The sequence below is a fragment of the Chryseobacterium sp. MA9 genome, assembly GCF_024399315.1.
Taxonomy (GTDB): Bacteria; Bacteroidota; Bacteroidia; order Flavobacteriales; family Weeksellaceae; genus Chryseobacterium.
This window is the reverse complement of the sequence record NZ_CP075170.1, coordinates 2,473,329-2,489,073: the sequence shown is the minus strand read 5'-3', so window position 1 is coordinate 2,489,073 and position 15,745 is coordinate 2,473,329. Positions and strand designations below refer to the sequence as shown.

The 15,745-nt window shown below is 36.4% G+C and carries 16 protein-coding genes; 4 read left to right on the top strand and 12 right to left on the bottom strand.

Annotated features, from left to right (window positions below):
* Positions 1-10: 10 nt before the first annotated feature.
* Positions 11-427: a 2-amino-4-hydroxy-6-hydroxymethyldihydropteridine diphosphokinase gene (gene folK, locus KIK00_RS11320; protein ID WP_255816638.1), complete on the bottom strand. Its 417-nt coding sequence runs from the start codon at positions 425-427 to the stop codon at positions 11-13.
* A 20-nt stretch (positions 428-447) separates the two neighbouring features.
* On the opposite strand from folK, the gene sppA reads away from it, so the two are divergent.
* Positions 448-2,205 (top strand): signal peptide peptidase SppA, encoded by a 1,758-nt coding sequence (gene sppA / locus KIK00_RS11315; protein ID WP_255816637.1) that lies wholly within the window; start codon positions 448-450, stop codon positions 2,203-2,205.
* 74 nt (positions 2,206-2,279) lie between these two features.
* On the opposite strand, the gene KIK00_RS11310 is transcribed toward sppA, so the two are convergent.
* The 6 genes from KIK00_RS11310 to rpmB form a co-directional block, all read right to left on the bottom strand.
* A complete protein-coding gene (locus KIK00_RS11310) occupies positions 2,280-2,540 on the bottom strand; it encodes a GlsB/YeaQ/YmgE family stress response membrane protein (protein ID WP_047386491.1) in 261 nt (86 codons plus the stop codon).
* 72 nt (positions 2,541-2,612) lie between these two features.
* Positions 2,613-3,566 (bottom strand): signal recognition particle-docking protein FtsY, encoded by a 954-nt coding sequence (gene ftsY, locus KIK00_RS11305; RefSeq protein ID WP_255816636.1) that lies wholly within the window; start codon positions 3,564-3,566, stop codon positions 2,613-2,615.
* A 15-nt stretch (positions 3,567-3,581) separates the two neighbouring features.
* Positions 3,582-4,049 (bottom strand): RidA family protein, encoded by a 468-nt coding sequence (locus KIK00_RS11300; protein ID WP_255816635.1) that lies wholly within the window; start codon positions 4,047-4,049, stop codon positions 3,582-3,584.
* Positions 4,050-4,138: 89 nt separating this feature from the next.
* Positions 4,139-4,291 carry a DUF4295 domain-containing protein gene (locus tag KIK00_RS11295; protein WP_002976755.1) on the bottom strand — a complete coding sequence of 51 codons (153 nt, stop codon included), beginning with the start codon at positions 4,289-4,291 and terminating at the stop codon, positions 4,139-4,141.
* 20 nt (positions 4,292-4,311) lie between these two features.
* Entirely contained in the window at positions 4,312-4,494 is a 183-nt protein-coding gene (rpmG, locus tag KIK00_RS11290) for a 50S ribosomal protein L33 (RefSeq protein ID WP_027373683.1), read from the bottom strand.
* A 6-nt stretch (positions 4,495-4,500) separates the two neighbouring features.
* On the bottom strand, positions 4,501-4,743 hold the full coding sequence (gene rpmB / locus KIK00_RS11285) for a 50S ribosomal protein L28 (protein ID WP_002976757.1): 243 nt from the start codon (positions 4,741-4,743) through the stop codon (positions 4,501-4,503).
* A 243-nt stretch (positions 4,744-4,986) separates the two neighbouring features.
* Between rpmB and KIK00_RS11280 the strand changes: the two genes are divergently transcribed.
* Complete coding sequence (locus KIK00_RS11280; RefSeq protein ID WP_255816634.1) at positions 4,987-6,696, top strand: T9SS type A sorting domain-containing protein; 1,710 nt, start codon at positions 4,987-4,989, stop codon at positions 6,694-6,696.
* A gap of 161 nt (positions 6,697-6,857) precedes the next feature.
* Here KIK00_RS11280 and lnt read toward each other — a convergent pair whose 3' ends face one another.
* The gene (gene lnt, locus KIK00_RS11275) at positions 6,858-8,492 is read right to left on the bottom strand and encodes an apolipoprotein N-acyltransferase (RefSeq protein ID WP_255816633.1); all 1,635 of its coding nucleotides are present in this window, start codon (positions 8,490-8,492) and stop codon (positions 6,858-6,860) included.
* A 56-nt stretch (positions 8,493-8,548) separates the two neighbouring features.
* Here lnt and KIK00_RS11270 point away from each other — a divergent pair, with 56 nt between their 5' ends.
* The gene (locus KIK00_RS11270) at positions 8,549-8,962 is read left to right on the top strand and encodes a VanZ family protein (protein WP_255816632.1); all 414 of its coding nucleotides are present in this window, start codon (positions 8,549-8,551) and stop codon (positions 8,960-8,962) included.
* Here KIK00_RS11270 and proC read toward each other — a convergent pair.
* The 4 genes from proC to KIK00_RS11250 form a co-directional block, all read right to left on the bottom strand.
* Complete coding sequence (gene proC / locus KIK00_RS11265) at positions 8,952-9,755, bottom strand: pyrroline-5-carboxylate reductase (RefSeq protein WP_255816631.1); 804 nt, start codon at positions 9,753-9,755, stop codon at positions 8,952-8,954. The two genes, KIK00_RS11270 and proC, sit on opposite strands and share 11 nt — an antisense overlap.
* 326 nt (positions 9,756-10,081) lie before the next feature.
* On the bottom strand, positions 10,082-11,095 hold the full coding sequence (gene murB / locus KIK00_RS11260) for a UDP-N-acetylmuramate dehydrogenase (RefSeq protein ID WP_255816630.1): 1,014 nt from the start codon (positions 11,093-11,095) through the stop codon (positions 10,082-10,084).
* Positions 11,096-11,099: 4 nt separating this feature from the next.
* Positions 11,100-11,585, bottom strand: a complete 486-nt coding sequence (locus KIK00_RS11255; RefSeq protein WP_255816629.1) for a hypothetical protein — start codon at positions 11,583-11,585, stop codon at positions 11,100-11,102.
* Between the two features lie 10 nt (positions 11,586-11,595).
* A complete protein-coding gene (locus KIK00_RS11250) occupies positions 11,596-12,801 on the bottom strand; it encodes a pyridoxal phosphate-dependent aminotransferase (protein WP_047378951.1) in 1,206 nt (401 codons plus the stop codon).
* A 214-nt stretch (positions 12,802-13,015) separates the two neighbouring features.
* On the opposite strand from KIK00_RS11250, the gene KIK00_RS11245 reads away from it, so the two are divergent.
* On the top strand, positions 13,016-15,613 hold the full coding sequence (locus KIK00_RS11245) for a fibronectin type III domain-containing protein (RefSeq protein ID WP_255816628.1): 2,598 nt from the start codon (positions 13,016-13,018) through the stop codon (positions 15,611-15,613).
* Positions 15,614-15,745 lie beyond the last annotated feature (132 nt).

The window sequence follows — 15,745 nt, the reverse complement described above, 5'->3', positions numbered from 1 at the left end:
GTTTTATGTTTTAAATAAAATCTTTTAATAATACTCTGGAAAAATCCCTTTCAAAAAGATGTTTTTTATGAGGGATTTCTAATCTTTCTGATTGAAAATTTAATTCATTATACTTAATGATATCAATGTCTATTATCCTGTCAGTATAGCCTCCGGATACTTTTGAATCATTAATTCTTCCCATCTCAACTTCTATATTCTTAATACAATCAAGCAGTTGAATTGGTGAAAGATGTGTGAATATTATTGCTGCAATATTACAAAAAATATTGGAACTGGCAAATTCTACAGGCTCAGACATTAAATATTCGCTGATTTGTGAAATGTGATTTCCAGCATCTTTTAGCTTCTTTAATGCAAGCTCCACATTTTTTTTTTGCTCTCCTAAGTTACTTCCTAGTAACAAAACGACCTTATGTTGCGACATATTGGAAAATTGATTGATTTATGAGAAGTTTCTTCAAAAATGTTTTGGCAAATATAGTAGCAATTGTCATACTTTGCGCTTTATTTTTCATCTTTTTCATCATGATGCTTGTGTTCAGTTCTATGGGAAATGATAAGTCGGTGGCGGTGAAAAAGAACTCGGTTCTTACGATTAATTTAAAAACAAATATAATCGATAGTCCTACTGAAGAACAGATGGGATTGTTTGGTATAGGTGCCCAAAATAAAAGTGTTCTTTTATATGATGCATTGGAAGCTATCAATAAAGCAAAGACCGATGATAATATTAAAGGAATCAGTATTGAGGCAGATGATCTGAATGCAGGGCTGACTCAGATTGATGATCTTAGAAATGCTATTGAAGATTTTAAGAAGAGTGGAAAATTTGTGTATGCTTACGGAAACGGAGTATCACAATCAGCTTACTATCTGGGATCGGTGGCGGATAAATATTATCTGCATCCGGCTGGAGGTATTGAATTGAAGGGTCTTTCTACTGAAGTTACTTTCTTTAAGGATTTTGCTGATAAATATGGTATTGGAATTGAAGTGATCCGTCACGGTAAATTCAAATCTGCTGTAGAACCTTTTCTACGAAATGATATTTCTCCGGAAAATAAAGAGCAGCTAAGTACTCTTCTGAATGATCTTTGGAAAAATACTTCCAACAAAATGGCTGCTTCAAGAAAAATTGATACTGCTCAGTTCAGAACAATTACAGACAGCTTATACGGAATGATTCCTGAACAAAGCTTAAAATATAAACTTACAGATAAACTTATTCAGAAATCAGAATATGAAGATCTTCTTAAGACAAAACTGAATGTAAAAGAAAAAGAAAAGCTGAATAAGGTTTCTTTGACAAGCTATATCAGTTCTTATGCTGACGAAGATAAATCAGGTGAAAAAGTTGCAGTATTGTATGCTTCAGGGTCCATCAACAACGGAGATGAATATAATGACATCCATTCTGAGAAATATGTGAAGTATATTAAAAAACTACAGGATGATGATAAAGTGAAGGCAGTTGTTTTCAGAATTAACTCTCCTGGGGGAAGTGCCAATGCTTCGGATGAGATTTTATTTGAATTGCAGCAGCTGAAAAAGAAAAAGCCATTGGTGGTTTCTTTCGGTGATTATGCGGCTTCAGGAGGATATTATGTTGCCATGGCAGCTGATAAAATTTATTCAGAACCTAATACACTTACCGGCTCTATCGGAGTATTTGGGGTAATGCCTTATTATAAAGATATTGCAAGCAAAAACGGAATTCGTGCGGATATTGTTTCTACGAATGCCAACTCTATGTATTATTCAGGATTAAATGGAGTGACTCCTTATGGGGTGAATATGATGACAAGAAGTGTGGAAGGTACTTATAAGAGATTTGTACATTTTGTGACTCAGAACAGAAAGAAAACTTTTGAGCAGATTGATAATGTTGGAGGAGGTAGAGTATGGAGCGGAGTTCGTGCTAAAGAAATTGGTTTAGTAGACGAAATTGGTACATTGAATGATGCTGTGAAATTTGCTGCTCAGAAAGCAGGATTGAAATCTTACCAGGTAGATGCTTTTCCTAAGAGAATGTCACCGTTTGAGCAAATCTTCAAGGATCTGAATGAAGAAGATGTTTCTGCCAGAATTATTAAGAACAAGATTGGTAAATCCAACTATGAGATTCTACAGCAGATTACAGATAAAAAACTACAGTCTGAGGTAAAGATGGAAATGCCTTACCAGATCAGAATCAACAACTAACTAAATTTATATTGTATACAAAAATCCCGGATCTGAAATTTCAGATCCGGGATTTTATTTTTTATAAGCACTTATTAGCTCTTTTTGGTAGCCATTCCGTAAATCCAGAGGATGATTAAAGCTCCTCCGATTGAAAGAATCCAGCTTCTTGGATTCCAGAAGGAAGTGACATCTCCCCAATGTAGAACGTAAACTCCTATAGCTCCTCCTATAAATGCTCCCAGAATCCCCAGGATAATAGTGATTAGCCATCCTCCTCCCTGAGTTCCAGGCATGATCATTTTAGCGATTGCACCTGCAATAAGACCGAATAAGATCCATGTTAGTATTCCCATAGTTGCAAATTTTTTTAATTGTTAATATTTAAAATTGATTTGTTGCTAATATAAGGGAAAACATGATATAAATCATCTTTTCTTGAAGAATGAGTCTACAAATTCCGTACCATTAAAAAGCTGTAAATCCTGCATTTTTTCGCCTACACCGATATATTTAACCGGAATCTGGAACTGGTCAGAGATACCAATTACAACACCTCCTTTTGCTGTTCCGTCTAGTTTTGTAACGGCTAAAGCATTTACTTCCGTTGCTGCTGTAAACTGTTTTGCCTGTTCGAATGCATTCTGCCCGGTAGAACCGTCCAGAACCAGCAGGATCTCGTGAGGAGCATCAGGAATAACTTTTTGCATTACTCTTTTGATCTTAGAAAGTTCGTTCATCAGGTTGATCTTGTTGTGAAGTCTTCCTGCCGTATCAATGATTACAACGTCTGCGTTTTGTGCTACAGCACTTTGTACGGTATCAAATGCTACGGAAGCAGGATCAGATCCCATTTCCTGTTTTACGATAGGAACACCCACTCTTTCGCTCCAGATTACAAGCTGATCTACTGCAGCAGCTCTGAAGGTGTCAGCAGCTCCAAGAACTACTTTTTTGCCCTCTGATTTGAACTGATGAGCCAGTTTTCCTATTGTCGTTGTTTTTCCCACTCCATTCACTCCTACAACCATGATAACATAAGGTTTTTTGGAGATGTCAATATTTCCTGTATTGGCATGAGGATTTTCAAGCAGTAGCCCTGAGATCTCATCACGAAGAATTTTATCCAGTTCGTTTACGCTTACATATTTGTCTCTGGCAACACGTTCTTCAATTCTTCCTATGATTTTTATGGTGGTAGAGGCGCCTACATCGGATGCAATTAGTATTTCTTCCAGATCATCCAGTACTTCATCATCTACTTTGCTTTTACCGACTACGGCTTTCGTCATTTTTTCAAAGAATCCCTGGCTGGATTTTTCCAACCCTTTGTCTAAGGTTTCTTTTTCTTCCTTTTTGAAAATATTTTTAAACCAACTCATAGTTTTAGTTTATTCTTATTTATTTTTAATCACTGCTGTGGCTTCTACTTCTATAAGCACATCATCTCTGAAAAGCCTGCTCACTTCCACAAGGCTGCTTACAGGAGGGTTCTGAAGGTTGACATACAAATCCCTGACTTTTCTAAAATCAGGTGTTTTTTTGATATCTGTCGTAAAGATTCCCAGTTTGATAATATCTTTTCCTGTTCCTCCATATTCTTTCAGGATGCTTTCAATATTTTTGAAAACCTGATGCGTCTGCTCTTCTATAGTATTTCCCACAAGATTACCTTCCGGATCCAGAGGTACCTGCCCGGATAATAAAATCATTTTGGAACTCCCGCAGTCAATACTTACTGACTGTGACAGACCTTTTATGCTGAAGACTTTTGGCGAACTTTTATATTCTACAGGACTCATTGTTTTCTGACTGAATGAAAATAGAAAAGTTGCTGTGCAGGCCAGAACAAGTATCTTTTTCATACTTTACTGATTAATAATCTGGTGCACAAAGATAACAAAAAAACTACCCAAAATATGAGTAGTTTTTTATATTGTAAACAAAGTACTGATTATTTTTTCAAATAACCGTCTACTTCGTCAGCATTCATTACTTTTTCTTCGAAAACGTAAGCTCCTGATTTAGAAGACTTAACCATTTTCACCACTTTCGTCATTTTCTTAGACTGACCGCTTTGTAGGGTTGCTACTACTTTCTTTGCCATGGTAAGTTATTATTTATAAATTACTTAATTTCTTTGTGAAGGGTAGATCTCTTAAGAACAGGATTGTATTTTTTCAATTCCAATCTCTCTGTAGTGTTCTTTTTATTTTTTGTAGAAATGTATCTAGACATTCCTGGCATACCGCTTTCTTTGTGCTCTGTACATTCAAGGATTACTTGAACTCTATTTCCTTTTTTTGCCATGATTTATTAATTCTTTTTAATCAATCCGTTTCTAGTAGCTCTTTCAATAGCTTCCTCGATTCCAATCTTGTTAATCACTCTCAATCCATGAGCTGATACTTTCAGTGTTACGTGCTTATCTTGCTCTGGAAGGTAAAACTTCTTCTCTAATAAGTTAATTTCAAAACGACGCTTCGTTTTGTTATTAGCGTGAGAAACGTTGTTACCAACCATTGCACGCTTTCCTGTTATTTGGCAAATTCTTGACATATCTCGATGTTCTTATTTGTATAATATTTGAGAGTGCAAAATAACGAAGAATTTTTTAGATAGGCAAATCTTTTAGAAAATATTTGCAAATAAGTGACTGATTAATAATCATGAATTTTTAAAATAGTAGAATCCTTTGGATACAGCAGATAATCAGTGCTGATATATTTCATGCAGGCTTTTTTTCAGGCAAAGAATTTAATATTCTATCTTTGTTTTTAATTAATCTAAATAAAAACAAGTATGAAGAGGATTTATATTTTATGGTCTATGTTGCCCGTCAGTCTGATGGCTCAGAATTTTACTGAGGTACAGACCAGCATGAATAATTTTTATTATTCTGCGGCAGATATTGCAGATATAGACAACAATGGAACAATGGATATTGTGCTCAATGGAGCAATAGATTCTGATGGCGACGGAAATGTAGATAGTACTTATAATGAAGTGTATCAGAATAATGGAACTACATTATTACCCTATGCAGGACTAGGAGCTGATGTAACCCATCTTGGAGATATTAAATTCATTGATTATAATAATGACGGGCTGATGGATATTATTTCCACAGGGCTTAGCTATATGGATGTTGTGAATTATAGACAATACAGATTCAAAAATACAGGAACAGGGTTTGTAAAAGAGGCTGAACTTCCCGGGAAAATTTATGGATCAGTAGAGGTTTTTGATTTTAATCACGATGGAAAATCGGATTATGCTATCAACGGAACTCAATATGGCCATGGAGGAGGTTTCGGAAATACATTGGATTATTATAAAAATACGGGTGCCGGCTTTGATACAACAGAAAACTGGATTGACGGAACTCAAAACGGCAGTTTTAAGGTAGTAGATCTTAATAATGACAACCTTTTGGACCTTGTGATTATAGGGTCAGATATTAATGGAGTTCCGGTTTCTAAAGTATATATGAATCAGGCAGGAGTTCTTACTCATACACAGGATCTTGCTTCTGTAGCTGTGGGAAAAATAGATTTTGCAGATTTCAATGCGGATGGTTTTCAGGACCTTGTTGTAATCGGGAGAGATGGAAACGATGACGGATATTTTGCGGTTCTGATGAACGATGGCACAGGTAATCTGACTCCTCAAACGATTACTGGAACTGATATTTCAGATGTTTCGTTGAGTGTTGGTGACCTTAATAATGATGGTTATTATGACTTCATTATTTCGGGGAATGAAAACTATAATGCTGTTGTGAAAACGTATATTTATGATGTTTCCAATAATAAGTTTAATGAAGGAGCATTATCGGGTGTAACTGCACTGGGAGGTCCGGGGCTGATCAATCTATTTGATTTTAATAATGATCGTCATCTGGATATTTTATTGGGTGGATTCGACTGGGCCGCTTCTGATCTGCCTTCACTGACTAAAGTTTTTAAAAATAATTCTACAGCGGCAAACGCAAAGCCTGCAGCGCCTACTCAATTGAATCTGACTAAAAACGGAAACCGATTTAATTTTACATGGAGCGGTGCTTCAGATGACAAAACCCCGGTGAATGCATTACGTTATGAAATTACGGTAGGATCTACACAGGGAGCTCATGATATTGCCAGATATGTGGTGACAACACCATCATGGTTTCTGGATCTTGATCCGGCCATTCAGAATGTGTACTGGAGTGTGAAATCTATTGATGCTTCAAAAGTATATTCTGATGCTTCTACACAAAGTGTGCTGGGAACAGCAGAAATCAAATCTGATAAAAAAATTGTTATCTATCCGAATCCTGTATCAGATAAAGTCTATATCAAAGGAGAAAAGGTTTCAGAAGCTGAAATGTATTCTATGGATGGGAAGAGGTTGAATATCAGTGTGAATGGAGATCAGTCTATTGATGTATCTCATTTGCCTCAAGGAGTGTATCTATTAAAACTGAAGATAAAAAACGAAATAACCACACGGAAGCTTACGATTAAATAATTGAATCAATTCTATCTTCTATCAATGAGAAAAGCCAGACGTCCAGCTGGCTTTTCTCTTTTTTTATAGAATGAAAATCTGCGTAATCTGTAAGAAAATATAATGTTTGTAAATCCTGCAAATTGTGTGTTATTTGTGCAGAAATTTGTGTTTAAAAACAATTATGCTTTCTTCATTTTCTTTTTAAACCATTCAATCAGAAAATAAAACAGTAAAAAGCCTAATGCAAATATTGAAAACCTTGAAAGAATATCTCCTGCTCTGGTATAGAATGTCATGGTGTCATATAGGTTCACTTTCGCAAATAAAGCTGTTTTATCTCCATAGAAAGTATCAGCAGTCACTTCTCCTTTTGCATTGATATGTGCTGAAATTCCACTGTTAGCCGCACGGGCAATCTCTCTTCTGGTTTCAATGGCTCTTAACTTAGCGTAAGATAAAAGCTGTTTGTGGCCTTCTGTAACACCCCACCAGGAGTCATTGGTCATAATGGCTAAGAAATTAGCTCCTTTTTTTACATAGTCTGTTACAAACTCACCATAGATACTTTCATAGCAGATAATAGGTGCCAGTTTTCCTTTGTTGTAAGGGTTTGAAAAAGCAACTCTTTCTTTATCTGTACCCAACGAGGCTACAGTACCTCCCAGATTAAGCATAGCATCTCCTAAAAGCGGTTTTAAAACATTCATATAAGGAAATATTTCAACACCCGGTACCAGTTTCCCTTTGTGGTAAGCCTGTACTTTTTGATTAGGTACCAATTGAATGGCTGTATTATAGCTGCTCACCCAAACACCGCTATTGATCTGATACGCTTCTTTAGGTAAGTCAGCAGGGTTATAAAAAAAACGGTGTGAAGAAATTCCTGTCGCAAAAACAGATCCAGGGTGATTGGTTAAAAATCCTTTGATATTGTTGAGAAGTAAGCTCTTTTCAAAAGCTGTTTCAGAAATAGATCCTCTGCCGGGAAGGGCTGTTTCCGGAGCAATATAATAATCAATTTTGCCTGTTGAATTTTTTTCAGCAAGCGCTAATAGATCCTGTTCTATTGTCAGACTGTCTTTCGAATATTTTTCGGCATAAGGGTCAAGATCCGGCTGGAGCATCAGAATACTGACCTGTCCGGTTGCTTTTTCATCAAAATTATTGTATTTGATCACTGAAATAATCATTGGAAGAACAATAAGAGCTCCAACGATAGCTGAGTTTTTAATCAAATCTTTTCTCTTTCTTCCGGCTTCCCAGGTTCTTACTGTATAAAAAATCAGAACATTGATTAGAAGTATCCAGAAGCTTCCTCCGGTAGCTCCTAAAGTGTCATACCACTGGATCAGTTTTGGATAATCTGCGAATACATTCCCAAGGTTCAGCCACGGCCACGTAAGCTCCCATCCCAAATGAAATTTTTCAAAACTCATCCAGATCGCGATCAGGAATCCCAATCCCCAATAGGTTCCCTGAGCATTTTTGTACCAGTGATAACATTGGAATACTAAAGAATATAAAAGAGAATTGACCAATACCGGGAATACAACGGCCATCAGAGAATGGCTTCCGTCAGGATTTTTTGAGCCATACAGCCATCCTGTGGTTACAACATTCCATATCACAAAACATAGATAAGATAATCCGAAGACAATCCAGCTTTTCCTTTTGTAATCTGAAAATTTTGAAACTCCATGCTCCATCATCAGAAGAGGAACAAGGGCAAAAAATATAAAAAACGGAACTCCATAAGTTGGCCATGAAACCGACAGCAGCATTGCTGAAATAAGTGTAAGTAGAACGTATTTCATTAAATTATTTTAATACACAAATTTAATGTTTTTGAAATGAATATATTAGCAGTTCAATGTTAAAGAAAATATATAAAATCATTATTATTCCGTATACTTTGTTTTTGCTTTACCTGATGTTTTTGGGAATGGGCAGATTTCAGTATGAAGAAAATCTTATTACTTTAGAACCTGTTTTTTCTACAATAAAATTTATCCAGGGGCCCAATAAGATGATAGATATTGTGATGATTGTCTTAGGAAATATTATAATGTTTATTCCTTTTGGGTTTTTGGGCTGGATTTTTCCCGACCTTAAAAAACTAAGGCCATTGCTGTTTAGTTTTATCTCATGTATCGTTATTGTTGAAGCACTGCAATACTTTACAAGAATGGGAATATTTGAGGTAGACGATATCATCCTGAATACTTTTGGAGTGTATCTGGGATGGGAGTTTTGCAGAATGTTTGAAAAAAGATTTATTTATTAAGTTCTTTAGCGCGTTTTTCGGCATTCAGAATTCCTTGTTTCAGAATTTCTTTGAAATTGTTTTCTTCAAATGTTTTTAAAGCGGCTTCTGTAGTTCCGCCTTTAGAAGCAACATCTTTAATCAGTTCCTCAAGATTTTTGTCTGAATTATTAATTAAATGATAAGCTCCCAGCATCGTCTGTTTTACAAAAAGCTTGGAGAGGTTTTCTTCAATTCCCATTTCAATCCCAGCCTTAATCATTGCATCAATGATGTAATAGAAATAAGCGGGACCACTTCCTGAAAGTGCCGTAACACCATCCAGAAGTTCTTCTTCCTCCAGATAAACTGATCTTCCGGTGCTGTTCAGTAATCTTTCTATATTGATTAATTGACTGAAAGAAATCCCGCTGGCTGCAGTATAACCGGTAATTCCCATTCCCAGAAGGGTAGGAGAGTTCGGCATTGCTCTTACAACAAGCGGATGATGCAGTAATTTCTGAATTTTTTCAATATTAATTCCGGCCATAATGGATAAAACCATCTGGTTTTCTTTTAATGTAAACTGAATATTTTGGGCAACCGACTGAAAATCCTGAGGTTTTACAGCAATGATAATCAAATCAGCATCGAGTTCCTTAACTTCTTCAAAGGTGGAAATTTTAGATTTTGGGAATTCTTCAGTTAATTTAGATATTTTTTCCTGACTTCTGATAATGAGATGCAGATGTTCAGGTTTGATCAGTTCATATTTTAAAAATGATTTTGAGAAAGAAAGCCCCATATTTCCAGCTCCAAGAATAGCTATTTTCATTGCAGATTGTAAATTTTAAGCTAAAATAATGATTTTTTGGAATGTAGGAATAACTATAACTTGTAACTAGCTATTGTTGGAAAATGCAAAGGCGCGAGAAAATTGAAAATTTTCAGCAAGAACGAAGTGTCATAAAAGCCTGTAACACAAAATTTATGCAGCATTGAATTTTATTGCAGATAAAATCTTTGCGTATTAAAGTATAATGTATGTCAAAAAAATTAAGTCCTTGCGTTTACCAACCTATACATTTACGTCATATTCCCGGAAAATCAGTAATAAAAAAGGCTGTATTCCAATCGAATCAGCCTTTATATATTTTTAGATTAAATAATATTCACTTCCCGTTCAAGTTCTATCCCGAATTTTTCTTTCACTGAGTTGATGATTTCAGTAGAAAAATCAAAAATTTCTTTTCCAGTAGCATTTCCGGTAGCATTGATGATCACCAGAGACTGTAGTTTGTGTGAAGCTACATTTCCGATCTGCTTTCCTTTCCAGCCACATTGTTCAATCAGCCATCCGGCAGGAACTTTTACCATATCACCACTAGGGTAACCCTGGATGTTTTCAAACTTTTGTTTTAAATTTTCAAATTGGACTAAGGGGATAGTCGGGTTTTTGAAAAAGCTTCCGGCGTTTCCAATTACTTTAGGATCCGGCAGTTTGCTTTGTCTTATATTGATAACCGCTTTCGAAATATCCTGAATATTTGGATTTTCAATGCCAAGATTTTCCAGTTCAGATTTAATAGCACCATATTCTGTTTTGATGGCGTGGTCTTTGCGGGTAAGTTTAAAAGTGACCTCCAGAATAACATATCTGCCTTTTCCTTCCTGTTTGAAGATAGAATCTCTGTAACCGAATCTGCATTGTTCAAGATTGAAAGTTGTAAGCTCAAGATTTTCCAGATTCAATACCTGGCAGCTGACAAAAATATCTTTGATTTCCGTTCCGTAAGCTCCAATATTCTGCATAGGAGAAGTTCCTACATTTCCGGGAATTAAAGAAAGGTTTTCCAGTCCGCCAAAATTCTTTTGCAGGCAGTACATCACAAATTCATGCCAGTTTTCACCTGCTTTTGCTGTTACCAATACTTCATTTTTATTGGTGTTTTCTTCGGAAATTCCTTTTAAATTAAGTCTGATAGCAAGACCGTCAAAATCTTTTGTCAGAAGAATATTGCTCCCGCCTCCTAAAAACAGAAGCTGAAGAGACTGGGTCTTCGAGAAAATGAGTGCTTCTTTTAATTCATCAATAGTATTGACTTCAGTAAAATAGCGGGCTTTGGCTTCAACACCAAATGTGTTATAAGGTTTTAGTGAAAAATTTTCCTGCATGTTTTTATTGGTATTCTTTGGGAAGAATTTTGTCTAGTTGTTCTTTAAGTTGTTGTAACTGCTTGTAATGTAAAGTGTCCACATAAACATTCACATAGATATGCGATTTTTTCGGAGTCCGGATCTGGAAAGTCTCATCTGTTCCATCTACTGATTGCTGGCTGGGAGAACTTTTTATATGGTCGAGATCTACAATCCTGACCGATGATGTAAGCTGTTTCCATGTTTTGGAATTGATGGCAGACACCCATTTTTTATGGGTTTGATTGGCTGTCATTCCTTTTTCTGCAGAAACGGAATCTTTTGTGACTTTAATAATTCTGTAATTTCCAAGATGTCCTCCGATATCGGATACACTGATGAAAGTAATCTCGTGTGGATTTTTATAAGAAATAGTCTGTTCCGTTTTTTTGGAATCACAGGAGAAAAATGCCGACAGCAAAAGAATCGAAAACAGTATTTTCAGATATATTTTTTTTGTTGTCGGCATAGGATATATTTTACAGGCTGAATTCTTCTCTGTACTTCTTTAAAGCTTCTTTAAGAATTTCAGCACTTCTTTTTAAATCTTCTTCTTTCAGAACGTAGGCAATTCTTACCTGTTTCTTTCCTAATTCCGGATCACTGTAGAATCCTCCTGCAGGAGCTACCATGATGGTTTCGTTGTTAAGAGAATATTTTTCAAGCAGCCACTGTGCAAATTTTTCAGTATCATCTACCGGAAGTTCAGCAACACAGTAGAAAGCTCCTCTTGGTTTTGGGCAGATTACCCCTGGGATAGCATTCAAAAGGTCTACCAATACGTTTCTTCTGTGGGTGTATTCTTCTCTTACAGCTCTGATGTAAGCACCATCATTCTGGTGGGCAGCTGTTGCGGCAATCTGTCCTAAAAGAACCGGGCTCAATCTCGCCTGTGCAAAAAGCATGGCAGCATTACGGATTTTGCTGGAACGGGTAACCATACATCCGATTCTTACTCCACACATAGAATAACGCTTGGATTCTGAATCAATGATGATGCAGTTTTCAGCTAATTCAGGGAAATCAAACATTGAGATCTGCTGTTTTCCGTCATATACATATTCTCTGTATACTTCATCAGAAATGATTACAATATCATATTTCAAAGCAATGTCTGCAAGCTTCTGAAGCTCCTCACGGGTATACAGATATCCGGTAGGGTTTCCTGGGTTACAGATGATGATTGCTCTTGTTTTGTCTGTGATTTTTTTCTCGAATTCTTCAATAGGAGGCAAAGCAAAGCCAGTATCAATAGTAGAAGATACGGCTACTACATTCACATCAAATGTGCTGGTGAAACCATTGTAGTTGGCATAGTAAGGCTCAGGAATAATCACCTCGTCACCTTCGTCACATAAAGTAGAAATAGCAAAGTTCAGGGCTTCAGAACCTCCATTGGTAACAATGAAATTATCAGGGGTAAGATCTGAAAAACCTAATGAATGATAATATTCTGTAAGGGCTTTTCTGTATTCTATATTTCCTTCAGAAAGCGCATATTCCAATACTTTTAAATCGATGTTTTTTAAAGCATTTAAAGCTGTTTCCGGAGTTTCAATATCAGGCTGTCCGATATTAAGATGGTATACTTTTATTCCTTTCTGTTTTGCTTGTAATGCAAAGGGAACCAGTTTTCTTACCGGCGATGGCGGCATATGCAGCGCTCTGTTTGAAATATTCGGCATTGTTCAAAAAATTTGTATGACAAAAATAGGATTTAATTTCTCAATAATAAAATTAAGGATCAATTAGAAGTGGGTCAATATTTTTTTAATTCTAATAATTTTCATGATTTAAAATGTTGATATTTTGCTTGTTTTTGTTTTATCTTGATTTTTATTTAAAAAAAATCTTTTTGTATTGTTATTTTTACTAAATTTCGCCTCAAATGTGATTAAAATGGTAATAAATTTATTTTCTAGAGTGGTACCCGCTATCGCTCTCTTTTCAGCCAGTGTAATAATGGCTCAGAATTATCAAACTATGCCGGTTTCTTCAGGCTTTACAGCTGATGTGATTGCCAACGGGATAGGTTCTTCAACAATTACTACAAATAATGACGTAGACGGAGTTTCTTACGCTTTTGTAGCTAAAGATTTTCAGCTTACATCCACAAGTGCTGCTATTACGTATGGTATTCCTGTTGACGGAATTATTAATTCTGTAGTGGCAACAACTCCCGGATTGAAATTTCAGTTAGCAGATTTGAATGCTAACAATTCTTTGAGACTGGCTGCAACCAGTGATAATGGAACTTTGGCATTTACAACACCAAAGGCAGCGACCAAACTGTATATGCTTGCTGTAAGTGGAAGTGGTACTTCTACGGTAAGTGTAGTGGTAAATTTTACAGATGGCAGTTCACAGACGTTTTCAAGTATTAGTCTTGCAGACTGGTATAATGGATCTAATTTTGCCATTCAGGGAATAGGAAGGATTAAAAAGCCGGGAGCTACTCCTGCTGTAGGTGACGATGTTCCTTCTCCTGAGGGCGGAACCAATCCAAGATTATATCAGGCTGAACTGGCAATAGATGCAGCCAATCAGGCAAAACTAGTACAAAGTGTAACAGTAACCAAAGTAAGTGGCTCAGGGATACCCAATATTTTTGCTTTTTCAGCAGATGGCTATTCAGATTGTACGCCTCCTACCTTACAGGCAGTTTCAGGGATAACGGCTAATTCTGCATTAGTTTCATGGACAACTCCTACCAATGCTGTAAGTTATGATGTGTATCACAGTACTTCAAATACAATACCTGCAAGTACCGTAACACCTACTTATCCGGGAGTAACAGGTACAAGTACAACTATTGGAGGTCTTAATTCCAATACAACGTATTATTATTGGGTAAGAAGCAATTGCAGCACTGCAACAGGCCAAAGTGTATGGTCTTTTGCCGGTACGTTTAAAACAGCCTGCTCTACTTTCACTGTTCCATATACAGAAAACTTTGATACTACAAGTGTAGGATCTAATACAAATAATAATGCACCAAGCTGTTGGGCCTATTTAGAAAGTACGTCATTTGCAGGGTATGGATATGTAACAACAACGAATAACTATTCAGCACCTAATGCTTATTATTTATATAACTCTACTGCTACTACTGGCAGCCAAATGTTAGTTTCTCCTCCAACTGTAAACCTTTCAGATGGTACTAAACGGGTGAGATTTTACGCAAGATCCGGATCAAATGGGTATACATTATTAGTGGGTACTTTATCAAACCCTGCAGATCCTGCTTCTTTTACACCCATTGGTTCTCCTATTGCATTGACGACTACACACACAATATATACTGTTAATATTCCTGCGGGATCTGATTTGCAGTTAGCATTTAAGCATGGTTTAGGAGGTACAGGCCGTGGACTTTATATTGATAATATTACAGTTCAGAATATCCCTTCTTGTCTGGAGCCTACAGCAGTTACATCATCAAACGTAGCATCGAACACAGCAACGATCGGTTGGACGGAACCATCTCCAGTTCCTGCAGGCGGGTACGAAGTTTATTACAGCACAAGCAATACTGCACCTGATGCTTCTACTGTTTTAAACGCTACAAACTCTGCAACTTCTACAACAGTTTCTGCACCGTTAAGCGGACTGCAGCCCTCTACAACATATTATACATGGGTAAGATCTAGCTGTAGCGCATCTGATAAGAGCATCTGGAGTACTTCTACATCATTTACAACTCTTTGTGTTCCAATAACTACATTGCCTTGGAGTGAAAATTTTGATGCGATGGCAACTATAGGTTCTGCAATCATTCCGAACTGTTGGAAACAAACTCCGGGAGGAAGTTCATCTACCTATAACTTTACATCAGCAAATGCTTCCCAGCAAGCTTATAATGATCCTAAATCTGCTCCAAATTATGTGACGATCTATTATCCATATAGCAATGCAGCTTATTTATGGACACCTACATTTACTCTAACTGCAGGAAGTTCGTATGATTTTACATTCTATTGGGTAGGAGATGGCTATTCTGGTTGGCAGAATGAAGTATTGGTAAACAACGGACAAACAGCGATCGGAGCAACTAGCTTATCAACATTTATTACTGCTGATCAAACAGCTGCAGGGGGAGGTAACAGTGCTAATTATACTAAAGTTACCGTTACCTATATCCCAACGGCTACTGGTAACTATTCATTTGGAATTAAAGCTTTGAATACAACAACGGATCCATACTATATGGGATTTGATGACTTCTCTCTTACACAGTCTAATTTAGCTACTGCTGAAACATCTGTTAAGAAAAAAGAAGTGAATGTATATCCTAATCCTTTCAAAGATGTTCTGCATGTTGCTGATATCAAAAATGTTAAATCTGTAACAGTTACAGATGTAGCGGGAAGAGTAGTGAAAACTATTGACAATCCAACTACAGAACTTCAGTTAGGTGAATTAAATGCTGGTTTATACTTAGTGACGATGAACTTTAAAGATGGTTCAAAATCAACAGTAAAAGCCATTAAAAAATAAAAATTTTTTGAGTTAATAATTTCTGTAGGCAGTTGCATTCGTGTGGCTGCCTTTTTTATGATTTGTCTGAATAATAATCTGAAATACCAGGAAGTAAACCTCAATTTGGATAATTTTATAAAATAATCGTAT

Excerpts from the sequence above, each read along its gene's own strand:
- folK (WP_255816638.1), bottom strand. The coding sequence starts at position 427 with ATGTCGCAACATAAGGTCGTTTTGTTACTAGGAAGTAACTTAGGAGAG.
- sppA (WP_255816637.1), top strand. The coding sequence starts at position 448 with ATGAGAAGTTTCTTCAAAAATGTTTTGGCAAATATAGTAGCAATTGTC.
- KIK00_RS11310 (WP_047386491.1), bottom strand. The coding sequence starts at position 2,540 with ATGGGAATACTAACATGGATCTTATTCGGTCTTATTGCAGGTGCAATC.
- ftsY (WP_255816636.1), bottom strand. The coding sequence starts at position 3,566 with ATGAGTTGGTTTAAAAATATTTTCAAAAAGGAAGAAAAAGAAACCTTA.
- KIK00_RS11300 (WP_255816635.1), bottom strand. The coding sequence starts at position 4,049 with ATGAAAAAGATACTTGTTCTGGCCTGCACAGCAACTTTTCTATTTTCA.
- KIK00_RS11295 (WP_002976755.1), bottom strand. The coding sequence starts at position 4,291 with ATGGCAAAGAAAGTAGTAGCAACCCTACAAAGCGGTCAGTCTAAGAAA.
- rpmG (WP_027373683.1), bottom strand. The coding sequence starts at position 4,494 with ATGGCAAAAAAAGGAAATAGAGTTCAAGTAATCCTTGAATGTACAGAG.
- rpmB (WP_002976757.1), bottom strand. The coding sequence starts at position 4,743 with ATGTCAAGAATTTGCCAAATAACAGGAAAGCGTGCAATGGTTGGTAAC.
- KIK00_RS11280 (WP_255816634.1), top strand. The coding sequence starts at position 4,987 with ATGAAGAGGATTTATATTTTATGGTCTATGTTGCCCGTCAGTCTGATG.
- lnt (WP_255816633.1), bottom strand. The coding sequence starts at position 8,492 with ATGAAATACGTTCTACTTACACTTATTTCAGCAATGCTGCTGTCGGTT.
- KIK00_RS11270 (WP_255816632.1), top strand. The coding sequence starts at position 8,549 with ATGTTAAAGAAAATATATAAAATCATTATTATTCCGTATACTTTGTTT.
- proC (WP_255816631.1), bottom strand. The coding sequence starts at position 9,755 with ATGAAAATAGCTATTCTTGGAGCTGGAAATATGGGGCTTTCTTTCTCA.
- murB (WP_255816630.1), bottom strand. The coding sequence starts at position 11,095 with ATGCAGGAAAATTTTTCACTAAAACCTTATAACACATTTGGTGTTGAA.
- KIK00_RS11255 (WP_255816629.1), bottom strand. The coding sequence starts at position 11,585 with ATGCCGACAACAAAAAAAATATATCTGAAAATACTGTTTTCGATTCTT.
- KIK00_RS11250 (WP_047378951.1), bottom strand. The coding sequence starts at position 12,801 with ATGCCGAATATTTCAAACAGAGCGCTGCATATGCCGCCATCGCCGGTA.
- KIK00_RS11245 (WP_255816628.1), top strand. The coding sequence starts at position 13,016 with ATGGTAATAAATTTATTTTCTAGAGTGGTACCCGCTATCGCTCTCTTT.